This is a genomic window from Sphingobacterium sp. HSC-15S19 (assembly GCF_050433745.1).
Lineage (GTDB): Bacteria > Bacteroidota > Bacteroidia > Sphingobacteriales > Sphingobacteriaceae > Sphingobacterium > Sphingobacterium siyangense.
Window position 1 is genome coordinate 63,514 of the sequence record NZ_JBNPWQ010000003.1, and the last position, 23,770, is coordinate 87,283.

Sequence of the window (23,770 nt, forward strand, 5' to 3'; positions counted from 1 at the left end):
ATCTAAATCATTAACCATTTACTTATAACCAATTATGTTTACTAGACAGAAAGCAATGCTGCTCCCGTCTTTGGCACTTTTTTCTGTTGTCGCATTTGCGCAACAGACTGAAATCCGGGGAAGAATTACGGATAGTGGGACAGCAGGACCTATAGTAGGGGCATCTTTAGTGGTGAAGGGAACCACAATAGCCACCAAGACAAATGAAAAGGGAGAATTTGTCCTTCAGACTTCGGGCAATCAGGGTACATTGGAAATAAGCTATGTCGGCTATGCCTCCCAGGCGATTGCTGTAGCAGGAAGAAAGTTCCTCGATATTCAGCTTGCGCCTACCGAAAAGGGGCTCGATGAAGTGGTCGTTACGGGATATCAAACAGAACGGAAGAAGGATTTGACGGGTGCAGTGAGCGTTGTTAATGTTGCTGAGATGATGAAAGCTCCGGAAAATAACCCGATGAAAGCACTGCAAGGACGGGTAGCTGGTATGACCGTAACTTCGGATGGTAGTCCGAGTGGAGCGGCAACAGTGCGTATGCGCGGAATCAGTTCCATCAACAGTAGTCAGGATCCCTTGTATGTCATTGATGGAACCCCCACACAGGGAGGAATGCATGAACTCAATTCGAATGATATCGAAAGTATTCAGGTTTTAAAGGACGCTTCTTCGGCGAGTATCTATGGCTCGCGCGCAGCGAATGGTGTTATTGTCATCACGACAAAAAAAGGAAAGATGGGTGCCCCTAAACTTACAGTAGACGCCTATGCCACCAGTACGCATTTTAATAATCGCATGAAAGTGCTGGATGCCCAACAATATGGTCGTGCATTGTGGCAGGCCACCATCAATAATGGCGGAAACCCCAACGGAAATAATATTGGTTATCAGTTTGAATGGAATAACGACGCAAATGGCGTACCTCAGCTCAATACTGTTTTTGTTTCCAAGTATATCGACCGTGAACATACCATGTACACTTCCGATACCGATTGGTTTAAGGAAGTTTCAAAACCGGGATTGCAACAATCTTACAATGCGACATTAAGCTCCGGGACAGAAAAATCCAGCTCCTTTTTCTCCTTAGGTTATTTGCACAACAATGGGACACTCCGTTACACGGATTTCCAGCGGATATCTGCCCGGATGAATGCCGATTATAAATTGTTTGATGGACGCTTGGTGGTGGGCGAGAATTTTACGGTAAACAATACCGGTGAAGTGCAGGTACCGGGCGATGTGCTTGACCTTTCGTTAAAAGCATTGCCCATTATTCCTGTCCATACAGTAGATGGAATAGGATGGGGTGGACCAGCATTGGGAATGAACGACCGCCATAATCCCATGCGTGTACTTTATGATAACCGGAACAATAAATATAATTATTGGCGGTTGTTTGGAAATGCCTATGCGGATCTACAGCTTATAAAAGGTCTGCATGTCCGCACCAGTTACGGTTTGGACTATAGTAATTTTTACAAACGTAATTTGGAAGTATCCTATCGTTCGGGATTTATGAATAGCAGCCGGAGTGGGGTTAATATGGAACAGTCCCATGGAATGAAGTGGACTTGGTCCAATACGGCGACATATCGGAAACAGATTGATAAACATACCTTAGATGTGCTTGCCGGTATGGAAATGAACCGTCAGAATGATATCAATTTTAATGCCTATACTGCCGGAGATGGCGCCTTTGCCATAGAGACACCTGAGTATATGTGGCCAGGTGTGAGTACGGGCACAGCGGCAGTAGGCGGTGGCTCTACGGGATTCTCGCTGTTATCCTATTTTGGAAAGGCCAATTATTCCTATGATGACCGCTATCTGGCTTCCTTCACCGTGCGGCACGATGGCTCTTCCCGCTTTGGTAAAAATAACCGCTTTGCAACTTTCCCGGCGGTAACAGCGGGGTGGCGGATTTCGTCCGAGCGTTTTATGGCAAGTACGAAAAACTATATTTCGGACCTCAAGCTGCGTGTTGGATGGGGGCAGACAGGTAACCAAGGTATAGGTAATCTGGCTACCTATGCGCTGTTCGTTCCCGAATATGGTGTTGCTGATCCGACATGGAACATCGTGGATGGCACAGCATACGATCTCTCAGGCGCAGGAACGGGAAAATTACCGTCGGGATATCGCAAAATCCAAACAGAAAACAATGACCTGAAATGGGAAACCACAACGCAGACGAATATAGGCTTAGACTTTTCATTGTTTAATCAAAGTCTCTATGGTTCGATTGACTGGTATGTCAAAGCAACCAAAGATATGTTGATCAATCCAGCCTATATCGGTGTGGTCGGAGAGGGCGGTTACCGTTGGGCGAATGGTGCCTCCATGGAAAATAAAGGTTTGGACCTATCGGCTGGATATCGCAATAAAACATCGTTTGGACTGGATTATGATGTGATGGCTGTGTTCTCTACCTATAAAAACAAGGTGACACATTTACCCGAAGCGGTAGAAAACTCCTATGGAGGTCGTCAGGGAGATAATATTATCGGCCGGCCGCTGGGATCATTCTATGGCTATGTCACCGACGGTATTTTTCAGAATCAGGACGAAGTGGATGCGCACGTCAATCAGACCGGTAAGGGGATAGGGCGTTTACGTTACGTCAACGTCTATGATGCGGACAAACAGATTACGGATATGGACCGTACCTGGATCGGTAGTCCACATCCTGATTTTTCCTATAGTCTCAATATTGTGCTGAAATATAAAGGGTTTGACCTGTCGGCATACTTTCAGGGGGTACAGGGGATAGATGTCGAAAACTGGCTGAAAAAACAAACAGACTTCTGGAGTGTGGATGACGTCAATTCCAACAAAGGCCTGCGGTTGCTGAATGCATGGACACCACAAAATCCAACGTCGACGATTCCGGCCTTACAAACGACAAACAACAATGACGAGGGCCGCCTGTCAAATTACTTTATCGAGAATGGATCTTATATGAAACTCCGGAATCTGTCTCTGGGCTATACCTTGCCAACAGCAACAGCCTCACGCCTGCGTATGAGCCGGCTAAGGATCTATGTCACCGGTCAGAACCTATTTACCGTTAAGTCAAAGAATTTTACAGGTGTAGATCCTGAAAATGTAGGTTGGGGGTATCCAATTCCAACGACCTGGACAGCTGGGGTAAATATTGGATTTTAAAAAGGGGAGAAATAAGGCTATACACTTATAAATAATTTATACGGATGAAAAAAATAACCACTAAAATAGCGATACTTATGGTTCTTGCTGGACTACTTCCAGGATGTACCAAATTTTTGGATCAAACACCCAATGGTGTGCTGAGCTCCGATCAGGTTAAGGAGCCAGAACGATTATTGACAGCGACCTATGCCGCTTTGGGCAATGATCATTATGATGTCCCTTTTAGCTTATGGCCCTATGGTACGGTTCGGTCGGACGATGCATATAAAGGCGGATCGGGACCACAGGATATCCAGACCTTTCATTTTCTTGAGGTCTCAAATAACATTACAACCAATTTCGCGGAGTTGGATAAATTGTGGTTTCAATTGTACGTTGCAATTTCGCGTGCCAATACAACAATCAAGACCATACAGGAAATGGACAATTTCGACGGGAAGGAAGAAAAACTGGGTGAAGCACGCTTTCTTCGGGGGCATTTTTACTTTATGCTCAAGATCCTTTTCAAATATGTGCCTTATATCGATGAAAATGTACCAGTAGACAGCTATGAAACCGTATCGAATAGAGCCCTAAGCAACGATGCATTATGGCAAAAGATTGTAGCGGATTTTCAGTATGCGGTAGATCATCTTCCTGCTGTGCAAACGGAGGTCGGTCGGGCCAATCGTATCGCCGCTGCGGCTTATCTCGCCAAAGCCTACCTGTATAAGGGATACCGTCAAGACAATGCCGAACGTAATATGGTGACGGGTATCGATGCGGGAGATTTGGAAAAGGTTGTACAAAATACGGATATTGTGCTTTCATCGAACCATACGCTGGAAACCGACTTTGCATTTAACTTCTTGCCGGGCAAGTATGAAAATGGGACAGAAGCGCTCTTTTCAGTTCAGTTTTCAAAAGATGACGGGACAAAATTTGGGCGTGTTAACTTTTCTGATGTACTATCTGTACCTATGGGGCTGGGCTGTTGTGATTTCAATAAACCGAGTCAAAGCCTTGTCAATGCGTTTCGCACAACGGGTAAAGGTCTACCACTGGATAATTATAATGCGTTGAATAGCTTTAATACCTCCGAGAAGTACGACCCGAGGTTATTCCATACAGTTGCGATTCCGGGCTTACCGTACAAGTATAGTAGCAAAAGAACATACGAAGAAAGCTGGAATCGTAATCCGGCGGAGTATGCTGTTTACGCCTCGTTAAAAGAAAATGTTGATCCCGACTGTGATTGTTTTGTCCCCATGGTACCCTTCTATGCGAATACAAAGAATCGAATTGTATTGCGCTTTGCCGATGTGCTGTTGATGCGGGCAGAGGCGCTTATCGAGCTGCATCGTTCGATTGAAGCACTGCCATTGATCAATCAAGTGCGTACGCGCGCAAAAAATAGCACCTCACTTACGGGATATGCAAATGATAAAACGCTGATCGAAACCTACAAAAATGGAGATAATATTGTATGGACCGAAGAAAATGCCCGGAAGGCGTTACGTTGGGAAAGACGTTTGGAGCTTGCAATGGAAAATGGAAGATTCTTTGATCTGGTACGTTGGGGAATTGCAGACCAGGCCATGAATGCCTATTATGATGTAGAAAAGTCACGTCGATCTTATTATTCCTCGGCACATTTTACAGCAGATAGGAATGAATATCTGCCGATTCCCGAAGCACAGATCAGATTAAGTAAGTATCTGTACAAACAAAATCCAGGCTATTAAACAGGCATTTATTGTTGAACGATTAGTATAACCAATTATTCCAATGAACACATTAAACAATTATATAAAAGTAGGGATTACCATCCTGCTTATCGGGCTTCTCGCTGCCTGCAAGCGTGATGCGGATAGTACACTCAATTTGAGTGCAGATGTAGATGTACTTTCTTTCAAGGTCGGCAATACCATTGGGAAAGTAGATCAGGCAAAAGGTACCATTCTTGTTATGGTTCCTGAAGGTACAGATCTTTCGGCGGTGGCTCCGACAATTGAATTGCCCAGTAATGCAAAGGTTTCTCCAGCTTCAGGCATCGCCCAGAATTTTTCATTTTCTGGCACAACACCGATTACTTACCGCGTTTTTAATGGTAATCTATTTAATACCTACCAGGTAACCGTCAAAGAAATCAAAGCAGAAATAACGGCATTCCGCATCGGAGAAAAAGTAGGGATCATTGATCAGAAAAATAAAAGCATTAAAATTTACCTACCCCTGGGGACAGACCTAAAGAATCTATCACCTGCGATAGAATTTACAGCCGGAGCAAGCATAACGCCCAATCAGAGTGGGCCCGTAGATTTAAGTTCTCCCATAAAATACAGCCTTGCGTATATGGGGCAGACTTTCCAATACACGGTAACTGCCCTATTGGGTACAGAACCCAAACAAATCTTTATGATTTATAATGGTGAAACCAGCGTTCCACATTTCGACGGGTTAGGGGTGAGTACGGTAGATTCACCTTATCCCAATCCGAAAACCACTGGAATTAATGCAACACCCTTCTGTGCGTCTTTTGTACGGGACAATAAAACTGGTGAAGGCTGGCACGGTGGAGCGCTCTGGAATGCAAATAAAGTGACGATCAATCCGGCAGAATACGGGCGTTTCTCGATGATGGTATTGAAAGATGTAGCTGGTGATGTGCAATTGGAAATTCAATCGGATGGCGAACAGAATAAAGATTGGTTGCGTGCCAATTATTCGAAAGATCATGTCGGTGAGTGGCAAGAATTGGTTTTTCAGATTCCTGCCGGAAGAAAGGCTATCATTAACAATATACTGGTAATGCCACATGAGCATCCTAATGGACAGCCCGTGGCATTTCCTACCCAACGGATGTACTGGGACGAATTGAAGGCATTACCTAAAGAGTAATCGAATACAAACAAAACAAGTTATTATAAAAAGCAAAAATGATAGCTAATCCAGGGATTAATAGAAAGATTTAAATCATGAGACCAAAGATATATTTGCTTCCGACAGTATTCTTGCTAAGCTTGTTGACAAGTTGCAAGAATGGGGACGAGAGTTCGATAGGGCTGGATAGGCCCATGGAAATACTGCCTGTGGATAGTTCTACGGCTTGTATTTCGGGGCAGGAGGCGGGCCCCTATCAAAGGTTCTACAGACCCCAGCAGGGGTTTGTGGGCGATCCCATGCCTTACTACAATGCCAACGATAACAAGTTCTACTTGTTTTATCTGTATGAAAATGCCAACAGGCATCCGATTTATAGTACGCGGACAAGTGACTATGGAACATTTGAGGGCTATACCGAAGTCTTGTCGTCGGGTGCTGTGGGGAGTCAGGATGAATGGATCGGAACAGGAAGTTTTATTAAAAAAGGAACATTGTATTACTGTTTCTATACGGGGCATAACAATGTTTTTACGCCTGCGGAAAAGATTATGTTGGCTACGTCAACTGATTTAATGAATTGGACCAAGCAACCAGCAATGGCGCTGCAGGCTGCAGCGGGCTATGATCAAAATAATTTTCGTGATCCACAGGTTTATTGGGATGAAGGCCGCAATGCCTACGTCATGTTAGTCACGACACGAAAAGACGGAAAAGGAACGCTGGCACGTTATCAGTCGACAGATTTAAGCAGTTGGTCTATGATTGAACCGCTCGTTGCGACCACAGGGACAGTGGAGAAATATGGAATCGAAACAGATGCAGAACTATTGGAATGCCCGGACCTATTTAAAATGGGCAATAAATGGTATCTCTTGTTTTCGCGGATCAACCGGGATGAACATCGCAAGACATTTTATCGTGTTGCGGATTCCCCGGATGGCCCCTGGACGATCTGTCGGGATAGCGAAGGACATCATGAAACCTTCGACGGACGCTATCTCTATGCGGGCAAAACGGCTAGCGACGGTACGACACGTTATCTTTCGGGATGGTGTTCAACCGGGCAAACAGTAAATAATAACAACGAACTGCCCTGGGCTGGAAATTTAATTTCACACCAGTTGGTTCAGGGAGCTTCAGGACGTTTATATCCTAAAATTCCGGAAGCCCTAAACAGTAAATTCAATAAGGAAGTCGCCTTTGAAAAACTGAGCAATGTTGGTCAAGTTTCCGAATCGAATAAAACCTATAGTTTGACAGCGCAATCGGGCGGAAGAAGTTATGCACAATTTAACCGGAACACTTCATCCGTGAAAGTGACAATGACCATTGATGCTTCCCAATCCAGCAAATTTGGTTTTTCATTTGGCGCATGTGATGATCCGACCGAAGTGTATAGCATTGCTTTTGATCTGACTTCATCCAATCGTTGGAATATGCCGGCACTGTTTATGAACAAGGAGGCACGCGATGGCGGCGGAAGCAAAACAGAACTCAATTTTACGCCACTTACAGTACCGACCAACCGGATTTTTAACGTGAAAATTATTATTGAAAAATCGATTGGTATCGTATATGTGAATGACCGTGTTGCTTTTACCAACCGGATCTATAAAATGGATCAAAACCCTTGGACTATTTTTGCGGATCAAGGAACAGTAAAAGTGAATGGGTTGAAAATAGAAAAATCTTCCTAACAATTGAGACGATATTTGCCTATTGAAGCGAACAAGAACCTAATTAAAAATGTAAACAAAAGAAAAATGATAAAATTAAAGAAATACGGTGTTTTAATGCTCCTGCTAGGTGTTTTTGGTACAAGTCTGGCACAGACGGGACAGCATAAACAAGGAGATCCCGAAGAGAAGTATCGCCCACTTTACCATTTTACACCACAGCAGGGTTGGATGAACGATCCCAATGGACTGGTTTATCTGGACGGTAATTATCATCTTTTTTTTCAGCATAATCCCGAAAAACCCGTTTGGGGGCCTATGCATTGGGGCCATGCGATCAGTAAAGATTTAATCCATTGGGACGAGCAGAAGATCGCATTGTACCCCGATAGTTTGGGGACTATTTTCTCCGGTAGTGCTGTAATCGATAAAGATAACACGGCAGGTTTTGGAAAAGGTGCTATGGTCGCCATTTTTACCCATCACAATCATCAGGAAGAGGATCGAAAAACAGGATTGCATCAAAATCAAAGTTTGGCTTATAGTTTGGACAAGGGCCTTACCTGGACAAAGTATAAAGGCAATCCGGTATTGCCAAACCCTGGTATATGGGATTTCAGAGATCCAAAGGTGATGTGGCATGTGCATAGCCAGCGTTGGATTATGACCTTGGCTACAAAAGATTGTATTACTTTCTATTCTTCCAAAGATTTGAAAATATGGCAGAAGGAAAGTGAGTTTGGCAAAGAGGTGGGTGCCCATGGCGGTGTCTGGGAATGCCCTGATCTTATCCCCATGGATTACAAAGGAGCTACAAAATGGGTTTTGCTGGTGAGCATCAATCCAGGTGGACCCAACGGTGGCTCGGTGACACAATATTTTGTGGGTGACTTTGATGGGCATCAGTTCCGAACAGCGGATACTAAAATAAAATGGTTGGATTGGGGACCCGATAACTATGCCGGCGTAACCTGGAGTAACCTAGGGGATAGGCAACTGATGATTGGTTGGATGAGCAACTGGCAATATGCCAATGTGGTTCCTACCACAAAATGGCGTTCCTCCTCAACCATACCCCGTGTTTTATCTTTAGGAAAAGTTGGACAGTCGTTCTACGTCGCGAGTACTGTGCCCAAAGAAATTGAAACTGCATTTCGTCCACTAAAAAAATACCATGGCGGTGGAACGAAGGAAGTTTCGTTCGAGCAACATCTCCCACAAGCGTACCGTTTGGACCTCAAAGATTTGAAGCAGCAGGCTTTTAAAGTCATCTTATCGAATGAATATGGCGACGAATTGGTTATTGGTTATCGTGAAGATCAAAATGCCTATTATATCGATCGTTCTAAGTCCGGTGAAGTGTCTTTTAATGGAGAATTTCCAAAGACGGCTTTGGCACAACGGTTGCTAAATAAGGGAGCACTTTCTTTCAGTTTGTATGTTGATGTGAGCTCTGTGGAACTTTTTGCAGACGAGGGACTAACGGTAATGACCAGTTTATTTTTTCCGAACAAGCCGATAACCAAGCTGCGTATCGTGGGAGATAAAAAGTTGGAGTTTCAGGAAATCGGTATTTCTGCATTTAAGAGATAAGAGCTGGATTTTTGCCATTAAAGCGATCCTTGATAAGACAAGGATCGCTTTATACTTCGCTACTTGGTCTTATTTTCGAGGTGCAAGTGTGCTGGCATTAGTGTGGGGAAAGTCCACGCAAAATGATTTTTTTTGTAAACTATTGGACGGTACATTGAAAGATACGGATCAAATTTCGATGTATGATAAATATCCTTCATGGCCTCAAAGAGATTGGAGGGCCAAACTCCTGCTGTCCGGTCGAGGATGTCAACGTCCGGATTTTTAAACCAAGGCCATTCAGTTGGATGTTGATTGTAATAATATAAATAGTCAAGGGCCTGCGTGACCGATTTTCCGTCCTTCGTGGCGGTAAATAGGTTTTCTCCGGTGGCATTGTGTATGCACCACATGGAGGCTGTCAATGGTGCTAATGAAAAGTAGGTGTACCATAAACCTTTCTCACCCCGTTTTACTTCCTCAATAAGATGACCGTCAGCTGCGATCTTTTCAAAGAGATCAGCCTTGATTAAGGCTATTGTAAAAGAAAGCTCTTTTTGATCATCAAGAAAGTTTGCCGAAAGTAGATTCGCAAACCTCGCCCAATCCGCAATATTATTGGATTTTTCGCGTAAGAAATGTGTCGCTTTTTGAAAGACATCGATGGTCCAGACCTTAAAATGATCATGATCTTTCTTCGCCCAAAGGGGATCGTTTTTAAGTAATTCGGCAGCAATCATCAATCCGGCTCCCGCATAAGAAAGCACAACTGGTCCGTCAAACTGACTGTATTTTTTATTGATTGTGGCCCAGGAGTTAATGAAATATAAGGCCTTGGATGCATATTTTTGCTCCCCGTTTAAGGTATAGACCAAGGCCGTACAATAGGCAGCAAAAGCATCCGCATGGAGCTTTTTTGCCATAGCACGTTGGCCTTCTTTATCGCTGTAAAAGCCGGGTACACTAAAATCTTCAACAGCATGATGGTCAGTCAATAAAAGAGAATCGGCCAGCCTAATCAACTGCGTGTATGCAGTATATACAGGTTCGGATTTTTTGTTGATTTGCGATTTAACATAATTGACCTGGGTAACTGGGTGCATTAAGGATTGCCCATGACCATGTGAAGGCCAAATAAATAGGCCGACTATAAACATAAACAAGGTCAATCCTATTTTTAAAAATTGAGTGGTTTGGGCCTGTAAGCCAAAAAATAGATATATGAAATTTTGCATGGTTCTAAATGGATACGTTTATCGATTGGTTTGATCGCTATGGGGGGATTAGCTACTGCAAATTAAGAAAAAAATAACATAAGTTTACTGGTGTTCAGAAATTTCATTTGAATTATTGCAGCGAAGTAATTAACTTCATGGCTAGAATAATCAATTATGGACATCAATCAAAATCTGCCTGAGAAGGAACTCTTGTGCCAACTCCATCATGGAGATATGCAGGCTTTTGATATCTTGTACCATCGTTATAGCCAGATTATCTATGCCAATATCCTTAAGTTTCTGAAAAATGAAACTAGTGCCGAAGATTTACTTCAGGATGTTTTTCTGCGTATCTGGGAAAATAGGTCAAAAATAGATCCTGAACAATCTTTTGCAGCATTTCTTTTTACCTGTTCGCGTAACATCACATTTAATTTCAAACGACGCCTGAAATTGGAGATGGAATCTGAAGTCCAGCTCGCCTATGGCGCATTGGAATCTGAAAATACCATTGATAAGGTGCTCGATTCCAAGGAGGCCATGGTCCTGGTAGAAGACTTGTTGAGCAGATTGCCCAAACAACGCCAAAAAATATTTAGGTTATCTAAGCTTGAAGGTAAAAGCTATAAGGAGATTGCCGAAGAAATGGATATTTCTATTGCTACTGTTCGTGACCATATTGTTAAAGCAAATAAATTTATCCGACATGGTGCATTGCAGGACAATGGCTTCTCGGCCCTACTAATGATTCTGCTTCTACATGCTGCAAATTAATTTTCTACATGCTGCAAATTATTTTTTTTTCCGGAGCAGACCTTTATGCTACGAAGTGTGTATTTACTATTAAAAATACAGCTCAGTGGAGACCAATAAATCTAAAATAGACCAATTACTTCAAAAATATAAAGAAGGGAACTGTTCGCTTGAGGAGATCGAATGGCTACAGCATGCGCTTTCTGCTACCGACATCGGGGATCAGGATGCCATCGATCAGGCTATAGTCGCTAGTTTGCTTCAGCCTTCTGCTGCAGGGAAAATGAGTGAATCCAGGCAAAAAATAGTGCTCGGAAATATCAAAAAGCAAATTCAGCAAGGCACAGAGGAGCGCGATAAACCTAAGTTTTCAATCGTTTGGCCCTATTGGGCTGCGGCGGCTTGCCTGTTGCTCTTTATTTTTACAATGCTATTATGGCAGCAACAGACCAGTCCTGTTCAGGCAGACATTAACCTCGTGAGGATGCAAGACACAACGGGTGTTGTTGTAAAGCCTGGTGGAAACAGTGCTACCCTTCGTTTAGCGAACGGCACACTTTTAGAACTCGATAAACAGGCATCGGGAATTGTGATGGGAGAAAGTATTACCTACGAAAATGGAAAGTCTATCGCTGCTGCGGCATTAGATAAACAGGGGATGGCGGCAGATCCAAGTAAGGTTGTATTGGAGTTAGCCACTCCGCTAGGGGGGATATACCAGGTTACTTTACCCGATGGCACAAAAGTATGGCTCAATGCGGGCTCTTCGCTAAAATATCCGATGAGCTTTGCAAAAAATGAACGAAGAGTTCGTTTGGAAGGCGAGGCCTTTTTTGAAGTGACGAAAGATAGCGCACGACCTTTCAAAGTGCTGAGTAAAGGACAGGAAATTGAGGTGCTCGGGACTGCCTTTAACGTCAATGCTTATCCCGATAATACAGCGATTAAAACGACTTTAGTCAATGGGAAGGTTAAATTATCGAACGATAAACGATATTCAGAAGCGATATACCTGCTGCCAGGCCAGCAATCGACCAATACCAATAACGGAAAAATACAGCTCGCAAATGTGGATACAGCACCCTTTACCGCTTGGAAAGAAGGTTTGTTTTATTTTGACGAAACACCGCTTTCGGATGCACTGCAGCAGATTGGTCGCTGGTATAATGTCGAAGTGAAGTATAAAGGCGAGGTACCGCAAACACATTTCTATGGTCGTATAAAACGAAGCAAGCCGCTCCGCGACGTACTTGACGTATTGGAAGAAGGTGGGTTGCGTTTTGAGCTGAGCAAAAGCGATGAAAAGAATATCCTATATGTTAGACCGTTGTAATTAAAACCCTAAATAAAGATGAAAAAAGAAATGATCATGGATTCCACTTAATCCGGAAAAGGGTATAAGCAAAACAAAAAGGGCAGTGCTGGGGGGCACTGCCTTGAATTGGATGCATATACTTACAAGTGTTGCCCAAAGGCAAATTTTTGATAACCATTTATAAATAACATACAAACCGTACAAACATATGATTTTTTATCCATTTGTTAGGCTACACCCGTGGAGTTTAACTTTACGAAGTATACTGATTATGAAATTGATCGTACTCATTTCTTTACTGACCGCGATGCAGCTGTTTGCAGAGGGAAATGCGCAGACCATAAACTTAACCGCAAAGCATGTTACCTTAAATCAGGTGATGCGCGATATCCAAAAACAGAGTGGTGTTAATTTTTTCTTAACCGGCAAGTCATTGGCTCAGGCACGTTTGTCAGTCAATATACAGCATGCCAAATTGGAAGATGCATTAAATGCTATCGTAGCACCTTTGGATCTGGAGTGGATCAAAAAAGATGAGGTGATCGTGATAAAACCCAAGAGAAATCTGCCAAATACCGAACGCAAAGAAGTCCAGCAGCGGAGCATTGCTGGTAAAGTCGTTAATGGCAAAGGACAAGCCCTGGTAGGAACCACCATTACAGTGAAGGGAGCTAATATTTCTACGGTCACGGACCAGGATGGCAGGTTTACAATTCAGTTACCGGCGGCAAATGGCACTTTGGTATTTTCAAACATAGGCTATCAACGTTTGGAAAAAAGTGTCACTGGAAATGATGAATTAACCATTGTACTTCAGGAGGAGGTAAGTGGTCTGGATGAGGTGGTCGTCGTAGGGTATGGAAGCCAGAAACGCGCAAATGTAATTGGTGCCGTATCAACCGTGAACGGCAGTTCGGTAGAGAATAGGTCAACCTCCACACTTAGCTCTTCACTGGCTGGACTCGCGGCGGGCGTTAACGTACAGACCACAACGGGAAAACCAGGTGCAGACGGTGCTAGTATACTGATTCGTGGAAAAGGAACTTTAAACAATACGTCTCCCTTGGTTGTGATCGATGGTATTGTCGGATCTATGGATGCCGTTAATCCCAATGATGTGGAGTCAATTTCGATTTTAAAAGATGCGGCAACAGCAGCGATCTATGGATCCTTGGGGTCGAATGGCGTTATCTTAATTACGACAAAAAAGGGAGCCAAGGGAAAAAATAATGTGTCTTATACGGGCATGGTTTCGCTGTTGCGCCCCAATAATGTACCCGAATTTATTACCGATTACGCACAACATATGCGCCTTGTTAATGAAGGCTTCAAAAATTTAGGGCAAGCGGCTGTTTATACCGATGCAACAATCAACCTCTGGGAAGAAACGAAGAAAAATCCAACAGGGTTAACAGAATTTGGTATTCCCAATGAAGTCGCTTATCCAAATACCAATTGGGGCGATGTGCTTTTTGGACAACGCAAACTTTTACAAAATCACAATCTTTCTCTAAATGGTGGCAGTGAGCATACGCAATACCTCTTTTCAGTGGGCTATTTCAACAATCCGGGGACGATGCCCGAAACTGGAGCAGACAAGATACGTCTGCGTATTAACTTACAGTCTAAAGTTGCCAAGTTTTTAACTGTGGGTACCCAGACCTTTGGCGATATGCAGAATTTGAGTGTCGCCGATGTGGTCACAGCATATTCTTACCTGACCCAAACCGTGCCAGGAGTTTATCCTTTCTACAACGGGGTCTATGGTTTCCCGGCTGCGGCCGAAGAATCGGCTACTGCAAACAATGCCCTGGCTTTTCTAAATGGGATGGGTGGAAAGAACCAGGTCAATCGATTCAATACCACAATATTTGCGAAGTTAAATCTCATGAAAGGCTTGGAGTTTGAATCCAGGGTAAATTATAACCATGCCTATACCGAAACGAATTCGCATCAGGTGCCTTATGAGAAATGGAATTTTGCAACCAACAAATTAAGTACTGCGGCGCTGTCTGCGGGACAAATAACCACCCAGTATGGGTTAACCAAGAGCTACAATGTGATCGTTGATAATGTATTGCGTTATTCAGGATCTTTTGGTAAACACGATGTGGGCGGCATCTTGGGGTATAATGAACAGTATTTTAACCAATATAATATCGGAGCGGCCAAACTTGGGCTTGTGCATCCAGACCTGACAACATTTAATTCGGCGACGACAATGAGTTCCATTACCGGTGATGAGCTTGACTACGGTTTGCGGTCCTTTTTTGGTCGTGCAAATTATGCTTACGCTAATAAATACCTTGCGGAAGCGGTGGTACGGTACGATGGATCATCTCGATTTGGAACCGCCAAACGCTGGGGGCTCTTTCCGGCATTCTCTGCGGGATGGCGTATTTCGGAAGAATCTTTTATGAGTCCACTTAAATCTTTTGTGAATGATTTGCGAATAAGGGCCTCGTGGGGGAAAACCGGAAATAATGCCTCTCCGGGTAATTACGATCATCTTCCCTCGTATGGTACGGTAAACTATTCATTCAATAATCAGGCTGTTCGTGGTTTGGCACAGACTAAACTAGGAAACGATCTTTTACACTGGGAAACGACCACAACAACAAATGTAGGTTTTACAGCCACGGCATTGAAAAATAAATTAACGGTCGAATTTGATGCCTACCGTGCTTATACCGATGGAATCCTATATGTTCCGACCATTCCGGCGACAACTGGAACTGCTACTGCGGCAACGATGAATATTGCCGAAGTTAGCAAGCGGGGGATTGAATTGACGCTGGGATACCAAGATAAAATCAACGGTTTTAACTATGGAATATCGGCCAACTTCGCCTATAATACCAATCGGGTAGAAAAATATAAAGGAGCATTGTGGGAGGGCTATGTAACGGATGCGGCAGGTAATCGTGTTTACCAGTCCAATATCGGTATGGTTTCCAACGGTGTCAACCAGCGTATTTTAGAAGGGCACGAAATCAATGAATTTTACTTGTACAATGTATACCGAGGTTCGGGAAGCCATTTTTTAGCGGATGGTTCTGTCGATAAAAATGGAGGGCCACGCGACGGTATGATCCGGACGGAACAGGATATGGAATGGTTGAAGGCTATGGTCGCTGCTGGCTATTCATTTCAGCCTGCCGATGGCATAGACCCTACCAAGATATGGTATGGTGACTTGATCTATTCGGATATGAACGATGATGGTATCTACGGGAACGTCTATGATCAAAAGTTTATGGGCAAAAGAGAAACTCCAGCATTCAATTACGGCCTCAGTATCAATATGGCCTATAAAGGATTTGATGCATCCATGATTTGGTCCGCTTCTTCAGGTATGTCGTATTACTGGAATGAACTCTATCTCAATTCATCCATCGTTGCGCAGGGAAAATCGGTACCGGCATTGGTCGCAAATGACCATTACTATTATAATGCCGCAAATCCTTCCGATCCCAACAACCGGATAGCTGGTTATTATCCACGCTTAAAAGGAGTGACAGATGCACAGAATGGACGTACCAGTGATTATTATTTGTATAACGCTTCTTTTGTGAAACTACGTAACCTACAATTGGGTTATTCGCTTCCAGAAAGCTTGGCAAACCGTCTATCAATTGCAAAATTACGGATCTATTTAGCGGGTGAAAACTTGCTGACATTTACGAAATATCCTGGTTTAGATCCTGAGATAGGTTCAACAACAAATTACCCTTCAATGCGGCAATATTCACTGGGTTTGAATCTTACCTTTTAATTCGAATGACAATGAAAATGATGAAAAAAATAATAGCAATTGTATTGCTAACAAGTATATTGGGTTGCAAAAAAGATCTTTTGGATACCTCCCCATATTCATCGGTCTCCACCGCAACGATGTGGACAACCGACAATTTAACTGATTTAGGGATTGCGGGGATCTATAGTTCCTTTCGACTCTTAATGGGGCATAGCGGACTGATCTCACCTTATGAACTTTATCAGTTTGACCGTTTCTCCTATACTGGGCAGGCACGTTTTGATGAACCCTTATTGACAGGTACCATCACCGCCGGCGATCCATTATTTGTGAATGTTTGGAAGATTCAATATGAAGGTATTCAACGAGCAAACGATGCCTTAAAGAATATTCCCCTAAAGTCACCTTCTACAGCAGAAAAGAAAGCGAAATATATTGCGGAAGCTAAATTTCTACGTGCTTACTTTTATTTTCGGCTCAATCAGCTTTACAAAGGGGTACCCATCTACCTTGAGCCGTTTACTGCAGCCGAAGCCGTCAAAGGACGTAGTTCGGAAGATGATGTCTGGAATCAAATCCTAGCTGATTTGAACGATTGTATCGCAGAAACTAATTTTCCTGATCGTTATCCTGCGGGGAATGCGAATTATGGACATGCAACAAAGGCGGCAGCTTATGCCTTACGGGGTAAAGTTTATCTTTATCGAAAAGATTGGACAAAAGCTTCGGCAGATTTTCAAAAAGTAAAAGATGCTGGCCACTCACTCTTCGGAGATTATAAAGCTTTGTTTAAAGAAGCTAATGAACAGTGTCCTGAGATGATTTTTTCTATTCAGCATCGGAGTGAATCAGGCTATGGAAATAATATGCAATTGTTTTGTGGCTGGCCCTCGGTCTATTCGCGTGGCTGGAATTATTACATGCCTTCACCACATTTGGTCGATCTCTATGAAAATAACGATGGTTCTAAGTTTGAATGGGATAAAATTATTCCAGGATACAGTAGTTTAACCGAAAATGAAAGGGAGGTGTTTTTTCTGCGCAACAATCTCACGGAGGCCGAGAAAGCTGCTGCAACGTTGAGAGGTGCAAAGATGAGTCTTTACCTACCGCAAGGCAATGAGGAGCGTATAAAAAAAGCCTATGAAAATCGTGATCCCCGTTTGCAGGCCAATGTCGTGACGCCTTATTCGACTTTTAGGGGTGCCTATAATTTTACGAATGTTGAAAGTCTTCAATTTATGCGCTGGCCATTTCGCGGGCAGGCACAGGTAGACGGCGATATTCAGAGCGATACACAGATCAATTTCTTCTATTTCTATCGAAAATTTGTCGCTGAAGGAGTCAATGAGATTGTGGATCGCAATTATGGTCCTATCGATTTTCCGATTTTCCGCTATGCTGATATTTTATTGATGTGGGCCGAGGCCTTGAATGAAGAGGGCAAACTAAATGAAGCTATAGCAAAAGTTAACGAAGTTCGTCAGCGTGCAGGTGTAGCACTTTTAAATGCTAATGCTTCAACTGCCGTCGGTGGGAAGGAAGACTTACGCCTGCGTATTCGTAATGAACGTCGGGTTGAGTTCCCGAATGAGGGAATCAATTACTTTGACGAATTGCGCTGGGGAACCTGGAAAGAGAAGGTGTTTCAAGCAGGCAATGGACGTAAGCAGGTTTGGGGGACAAATGTTGGGAATTATAGCTATAAGGGTGACTTTTTGAACGTATGGCCTATCCCGACCTCAGAAATACAGATGAACGTAAACCTGGTGCAGAACCCAGGTTGGATCGATTAGTTTTATGGATATAAAATGAACCTAAACATGATTTTTTTTAGATATAGCCTATACTTTATTTATTTTTTGAGCCTTTTTCATCCTTTTTTTCTACGTGCGGATACAAGCGATATGGTAAAAAAAGGATTTGATTTGGCTCAGCGACAGTACGCTTTGTTGTATAAAGATCATAGCGATCTGCGTAAGTATCCACGATCGGCAGATCCCAAGGGGAAAACAACTTTTACTGATATCCGGGACTGGACGGGTGGTTTTTGGCCAGGCTGCCTTTGGTATGTCTTTGAGTATACCGGCGAGGATCAGTGGCGGGACGCTGCACTAAAATGGACGAATTCATTGTGCCAAAATCAATATAATACACAGCACCATGATATTGGTTTCGTGATGAACTGCAGTTATGGAAATGCCTATCGGTTAACTGGTGATACTACATTCAAATCAATTTTAATCCAGAGCGCCAAATCGCTATTGACACGTTTCAATCCGAAGGTTGGTGCAATTAAGTCTTGGGATACCTTTTCCTCTTGGGATGGTAAACATACGTATGAATTCCCTGTCATTATCGACAACATGATGAATTTGGAACTTCTTTTTTTAGCTTCCAAATTATCTGGGGATTCTGTTTATCGTAATGCCGCTATTCGACACGCCGAAACGACGCTGAAAAATCAATATCGCGCAGATTACAGTTCTTATCATGTGGTTACCTATGACCCCAATACCGGTGCTGTATTGAGCCGGGAAACGGCACAGGGGTTTTCGGACAATTCAGCTTGGGCTAGAGGGCAAGCCTGGGGATTGTATGGGTTTGTCGTGATGTACCGTGAAACGAAGGACCCTAAGTTTTTACAGGCTGCGCTAAAAATGGCTGAGTTTTATATAAAGCATCCGCGCCTGCCTCAAGATAAGGTGCCACAATGGGACTTCGATGTAAATCAAGCTGGATTTGTCCCAAACTGGAATTATCGCAAAGCAGATTTTGAGACTATTCCACGGGATGCGTCGGCAGCAGCGGTTACTGCTTCGGCATTGCTGGAACTGGTTGACTACATGGGAACTGGACAACAACAGGAATATTTGGATGTCGCCGAAGCGATCTTGCGCTCATTGGGTTCACCGCAGTACTCCAGTGCGGTTGGAGCAAACGGTTTGTTTGTGCTGAAACATAGTGTAGGCAGTATTCCGCATAAAGGGGAGATTGACGTCCCGCTAGTGTACGCAGATTATTATTATCTAGAAGCATTAATGCGCTGGAACAAGCGAAACCATCAGCTTACACAATTGATGAACGAATGGGGGGAGATGAATAGACAGAAGGCAAAGGCATTAAAAGATTTTCAGCAGCAGAAATTTGGTCTATTTATCCATTGGGGGCTGTATGCTATTCCGGCAGGTATATGGAATGGGCAAAAAATGGAAGATTTGGGTAGCCCGAGTGTTGCTGAATGGATTCAACTGGTTGCAAAAATTCCTCGGTCTACTTATGCAAAATTGGCGGATCAATTCTCCCCGCAATCTTTTGATGCCGATAAAATTGTTAAAATGGCCAAGGGTGCAGGGATGAAGTATCTTGTTGTGACGAGTAAACATCACGACGGATTTGCCCTATATGGTTCAACGGTTAGTTCATTCAATAGCAAACAGGCTACGCCCTTTAAACGCGACATCATTCAGGAACTTTATGATGCTTGTCTTCGGCATAAACTCGATTTTGGTATCTATTATTCACAGAATATCGACTGGCGGGATGGTAGCGACGGGCAATATGCGGTAACAAAGGCACAGCATGATCTTGTTCATGCCAAAACCGATGCTTTCGGTGTCAATCTTTGGGATCCCAGCGAAAATTCTTTCGCTTCGTATCTCAACGAAAAAGCAATTCCTCAGGTAAAGGAAATTTTGACGCGGTTTAAACAGTTGAAATATATCTGGTTTGATATGCCGGGATTGATGACTGCAGAACAGAGCTTTCGGTTCTATAAAACTGTGTATGATTGTAATCCACGTGTTATTGTCTCCGAGCGAATTGGCAATGGTATGGGCGATTATGCCATTCCTGGGGATAATCGGATTCCTGACTCTTCTGAGCGTTTTACCAGACCTTGGGAAGCCATTGGAACATTCAACCATTCCTGGGGCTATAAATCTTATGACCACGATTGGAAAAATGTGGATGAATTAAGGTATTGGCTCCTTGAAATTGTCAGTAAAGGAGGAAATTATATGCTTAATATTGGTCCAGATGCACAAGGAAATGTAGCCACACCGGTAAAGAAAAATCTTGCTATCTTAGGGAAATGGTTGCGGCGCAATGCCGAAGCGGTTTATGGGACATCGCCTTGGACCATTTCGCATGAGGGACCAACAACAGTTCGGATAACAGATACCGAGCAACGGGAAAGGGAAGGATTTAAAGTATCTTTTACAGCCTTGGATTTTTGGTTTACACAGAAGAATGATTTTGTATATGCGATGGCTCTTGTAGTACCCAAAGATGGAATCGTCAACGTACAGTCCCTGAACCAAAATATGGCTAAAGTGAAATCAGTGGAAATTCTAGGGTTTGGTCGGATCGATTTCCAGCAGGATAACCATGGATTGCAATTGAAATTACCCAAGAAGATACAAAACAGCAGCTTGGGCTATGCGCTAAAAATAAAACTAAGCTAATCCCGCTATTAGCTTTATCAATTATAACGATGTTGAATCTATTATTAAAAACAAAAAAAATACGCTTTTTGCCATTATTGCTCTGCTTTAGTATATGGTATGTGCAAGCGGTTGGACAAAAAAAAACGGATAATTTTCGCTGGGACGATGGACAAAAAGTACTTTTTTTAGGCAATAGCATTACTTACGCGGGGCAATATGTCGCTATGACAGAAAGTCTATTCCTGAGCAGTCACCCGAAAAGGAAACCTCAGTTTATTAATTCGGGCTTACCAAGTGAGACCGTTTCTGGACTCAGTGAACCGAATCATGCCGATGGAAAATTTCCACGCCCCTGTCTATTTGATCGACTGGACAATGTGCTTGATAAAATAAAACCTGAGGTTGTTTTTGTTTGTTACGGTATGAATGACGGCATTTATCTCCCTTTTGATGCTATCCGTTTTGAAGCCTATAAAAATGGAATTATCCGTTTGCACAAACGTTTGGTCGATCAGGGCGTCAAACGCATCCTATGGATGACACCTCCAGTGCATGATGATCCGCAGCTTCGGCTCAATGGCTACAATAAAGTATTGGATCGTTATGCCGAATGGCTTATTGGCTATGCCAAGATGCAGTCCTGGGAAATCATAGACCTGCATTTTCCCATGCGTCGTTACTTGGAAGCTAAGATCGAGAAAGACGCTCAGTTTAAACTGGCCGCAGATGGGGTGCACCCCGGAGAGTTGGGGCATTGGCTAATGGCTAAGGAAATAGTACAGCACCTGATGCCTGATTTCCCGATTGAAAGCGCATGGGATGACAATTTGCGCAGTCAACCAAAACTTCGCCAGTTATATACGCTTGTTTTGAAAAGGCAGACGATGATGAAAGACGCATGGCTCACCTATACAGGTCATAAACGACCTGGACTATCCAAGGGAATTCCAGTAGAAGATGCAAGCAAAGCATATGCTGTTATTCAGGATGAAATTAAAGCGTTGGGTTTCTGATCGGCGATAGCTTGCAATCCGAATAAATGAACTTTTATGTATAAATCTATATCATGATGAAAATCAATTTTTTTAAATGGAAGTGTGCAGCAGCTGTGGGAATGTTGCTGTGTATGACCGATGTTGCTATTTCACAGACCAAATCGCCACCGTATGAAGGTGTTGCAGGTTGGCAGGAGACGCAAGATAAACGTATGGAATGGTTTAAAGAGGCCCGTTTTGGGTTATTTATCCATTGGGGATTGTACAGTGCTGCAGGTGGTTCTTTTGAAGGGAAACAATATCCACAACATTATGCCGAATGGATACAAACCTGGGGGAAAATTCCCAGTAAGCAGTATGCCGAAGTACTGAAACCAAAATTTACTTTAGGTTCTTTTGACCCAAAGTCCTGGGCACGCCTTGCGAAAAAAACGGGAATGAAGTATATGGTACTGACCTCCCGACACCACGAAGGCTTTAGCCTGTTCAATAGCCAGCAACCTTATGCTTTGAAAAATGATGTTACGGGTACGGCAAATTTATCGCCGAAAGGAAGAGATCTTTACCGCGAAATTATGGATGCTTTCCGTCAGGAGGGAATGAAAGTAGGAGCTTATTATTCGCTCTTGGATTGGCAGCATCCCGATTCTTATGAAGCTTTTCAGCTGAACCCGAATGTGAATAAGCATCAGCCAGATCATGAACGTTACAAAGCCTATCTCTATGGGCAAATCAAGGAACTTGCACAAAACTATGGGCGGCTGGACGTGCTGTGGCCCGATTTCAGCAGTAAACAGCATGAGGGGGAAGCCTGGGGGACAAAGCATATTTTGACAGACCTGATCAAATGGCAGCCTAATATTATTATCAATAATCGATTTTGGAACGGACTCGAAAATAAGAACGGTGATATCGGAACTCCCGAAAAATATATTCCACCAACAGGTTTGCCGAGTATGTACTGGGAGGTAAGCCATACCATGAATGAAAGTTATGGGTATAGCGCCCATGACCAAAATTGGAAAAGCTTTTCCAAGATCATGCAATTATTTGTGGAAACGGTGAGTAAAGGGGGAAATTTCCTGTTAAATGTCGGACCCGATGGTGACGGAGCCATTCCTGAACCTGCGGTGCGGATTATGGAGCAAATCGGGGAATGGATGAAGGTCAATGGCGAATCTATTTACGGTACCACCGCGAGTCCTTTCCAAGCCTTGGATTGGGGGTATTGTACCCAAAAAAATGGGAAGCTGTATCTGCATGTTTTTGATCGTCCGGCCGATGGAAAAATAAATCTGCCCATCAAAAATAAAGTGACGGCTGTCTACGCCCTAGCTTCACCTAAAATGAACTTAGAATCCACTTTAGAAAACGGAAGACCAGCAATTCCTGTCGATATCTTCGACAATAAGAAAGGACCGAAGGTTATTGTGGTCGAAATCCAGGGAAAGCCAATTGTTGAGGAAAGCCTGACCCAAACACAGGCAGATGGACGTATCGTGATGAACGCAAATAATGCAAAATTACAGGAAGGAAAGGGATTAAAAATTATTGGTGCACATACCCATGATCCAAACCGCCCGAACGCCATTGGTCAATGGAAAGACCTTGCGGATAAAGTTTTTTGGGATATCAAAATTCAAAAACCAGGGAAGTATCGTGTGCTCGTCAATTATCTGGCGAATAGCAAGCAGCACGGAAAAATTGTACTCTCGATACTCGGGCAGCAGATCCAGTGGACATTCGTAGCTGAAAAAGAAGCTAAATTTAAGGAAGTGGCTATGGGGATCATTGAGGTATCCCAGCAAGTAATTGGTGAGCCCAGTACCAAGGTGATTTTGCAGGCTACAGCCATCGAAGGCGATACTTTGCCAGAGATTGCTTCGATTACTTTGGTTCCTATACAAGAATAAACTATCTTTAAGAAAACCTGAACAAATCATCCATACATAAACCATTTTGCCGCCAAGAAACGGATAAATACGTATAAGGCAAGCAGAAAAATAAAC

The 23,770-nt window shown here is 43.3% G+C and carries 13 protein-coding genes; 12 read left to right on the forward strand and 1 reads right to left on the reverse strand.

All coding sequences use genetic code 11. The annotated features are described in order from the left end of the window. The first annotated feature begins 34 nt into the window (after positions 1-34). From L1283_RS03635 to L1283_RS03655, 5 genes are all read left to right on the forward strand, one after another. The gene (locus L1283_RS03635; RefSeq protein ID WP_429625769.1) at positions 35-3,160 is read left to right on the forward strand and encodes a SusC/RagA family TonB-linked outer membrane protein; all 3,126 of its coding nucleotides are present in this window, start codon (positions 35-37) and stop codon (positions 3,158-3,160) included. Positions 3,161-3,204: 44 nt separating this feature from the next. Continuing rightward, positions 3,205-4,887, forward strand: coding sequence for a RagB/SusD family nutrient uptake outer membrane protein (locus L1283_RS03640; protein ID WP_313184409.1), 1,683 nt, complete (start codon positions 3,205-3,207; stop codon positions 4,885-4,887). Positions 4,888-4,930: 43 nt separating this feature from the next. Continuing rightward, complete coding sequence (locus L1283_RS03645) at positions 4,931-6,043, forward strand: hypothetical protein (RefSeq protein ID WP_075991618.1); 1,113 nt, start codon at positions 4,931-4,933, stop codon at positions 6,041-6,043. A gap of 77 nt (positions 6,044-6,120) precedes the next feature. Continuing rightward, positions 6,121-7,725, forward strand: a complete 1,605-nt coding sequence (locus L1283_RS03650; RefSeq protein WP_145327668.1) for a glycoside hydrolase family 32 protein — start codon at positions 6,121-6,123, stop codon at positions 7,723-7,725. Positions 7,726-7,791: 66 nt separating this feature from the next. Further along, on the forward strand, positions 7,792-9,297 hold the full coding sequence (locus L1283_RS03655; protein WP_429625770.1) for a glycoside hydrolase family 32 protein: 1,506 nt from the start codon (positions 7,792-7,794) through the stop codon (positions 9,295-9,297). Positions 9,298-9,356: 59 nt separating this feature from the next. Here L1283_RS03655 and L1283_RS03660 read toward each other — a convergent pair whose 3' ends face one another. Next, positions 9,357-10,511, reverse strand: a complete 1,155-nt coding sequence (locus L1283_RS03660) for an alginate lyase family protein (protein ID WP_429625771.1) — start codon at positions 10,509-10,511, stop codon at positions 9,357-9,359. A gap of 156 nt (positions 10,512-10,667) precedes the next feature. On the opposite strand from L1283_RS03660, the gene L1283_RS03665 reads away from it, so the two are divergent. The 7 genes from L1283_RS03665 (at position 10,668) to L1283_RS03695 (ending at position 23,674) form a co-directional block, all read left to right on the forward strand. Further along, complete coding sequence (locus tag L1283_RS03665; protein ID WP_075991620.1) at positions 10,668-11,267, forward strand: RNA polymerase sigma-70 factor; 600 nt, start codon at positions 10,668-10,670, stop codon at positions 11,265-11,267. 85 nt (positions 11,268-11,352) lie between these two features. Then, positions 11,353-12,579 (forward strand): FecR family protein, encoded by a 1,227-nt coding sequence (locus L1283_RS03670; RefSeq protein WP_088160629.1) that lies wholly within the window; start codon positions 11,353-11,355, stop codon positions 12,577-12,579. Positions 12,580-12,832: 253 nt separating this feature from the next. Further along, on the forward strand, positions 12,833-16,336 hold the full coding sequence (locus L1283_RS03675) for a SusC/RagA family TonB-linked outer membrane protein (protein ID WP_429625772.1): 3,504 nt from the start codon (positions 12,833-12,835) through the stop codon (positions 16,334-16,336). A 17-nt stretch (positions 16,337-16,353) separates the two neighbouring features. Further along, a complete protein-coding gene (locus tag L1283_RS03680; RefSeq protein WP_232475706.1) occupies positions 16,354-18,114 on the forward strand; it encodes a RagB/SusD family nutrient uptake outer membrane protein in 1,761 nt (586 codons plus the stop codon). 27 nt (positions 18,115-18,141) lie between these two features. After that, entirely contained in the window at positions 18,142-20,784 is a 2,643-nt protein-coding gene (locus L1283_RS03685) for an alpha-L-fucosidase (protein WP_429625773.1), read from the forward strand. A 29-nt stretch (positions 20,785-20,813) separates the two neighbouring features. Then, entirely contained in the window at positions 20,814-21,779 is a 966-nt protein-coding gene (locus tag L1283_RS03690; RefSeq protein ID WP_083296006.1) for an SGNH/GDSL hydrolase family protein, read from the forward strand. A 53-nt stretch (positions 21,780-21,832) separates the two neighbouring features. After that, the gene (locus L1283_RS03695) at positions 21,833-23,674 is read left to right on the forward strand and encodes an alpha-L-fucosidase (protein WP_429625774.1); all 1,842 of its coding nucleotides are present in this window, start codon (positions 21,833-21,835) and stop codon (positions 23,672-23,674) included. The last annotated feature ends 96 nt before the right edge of the window (positions 23,675-23,770 follow it).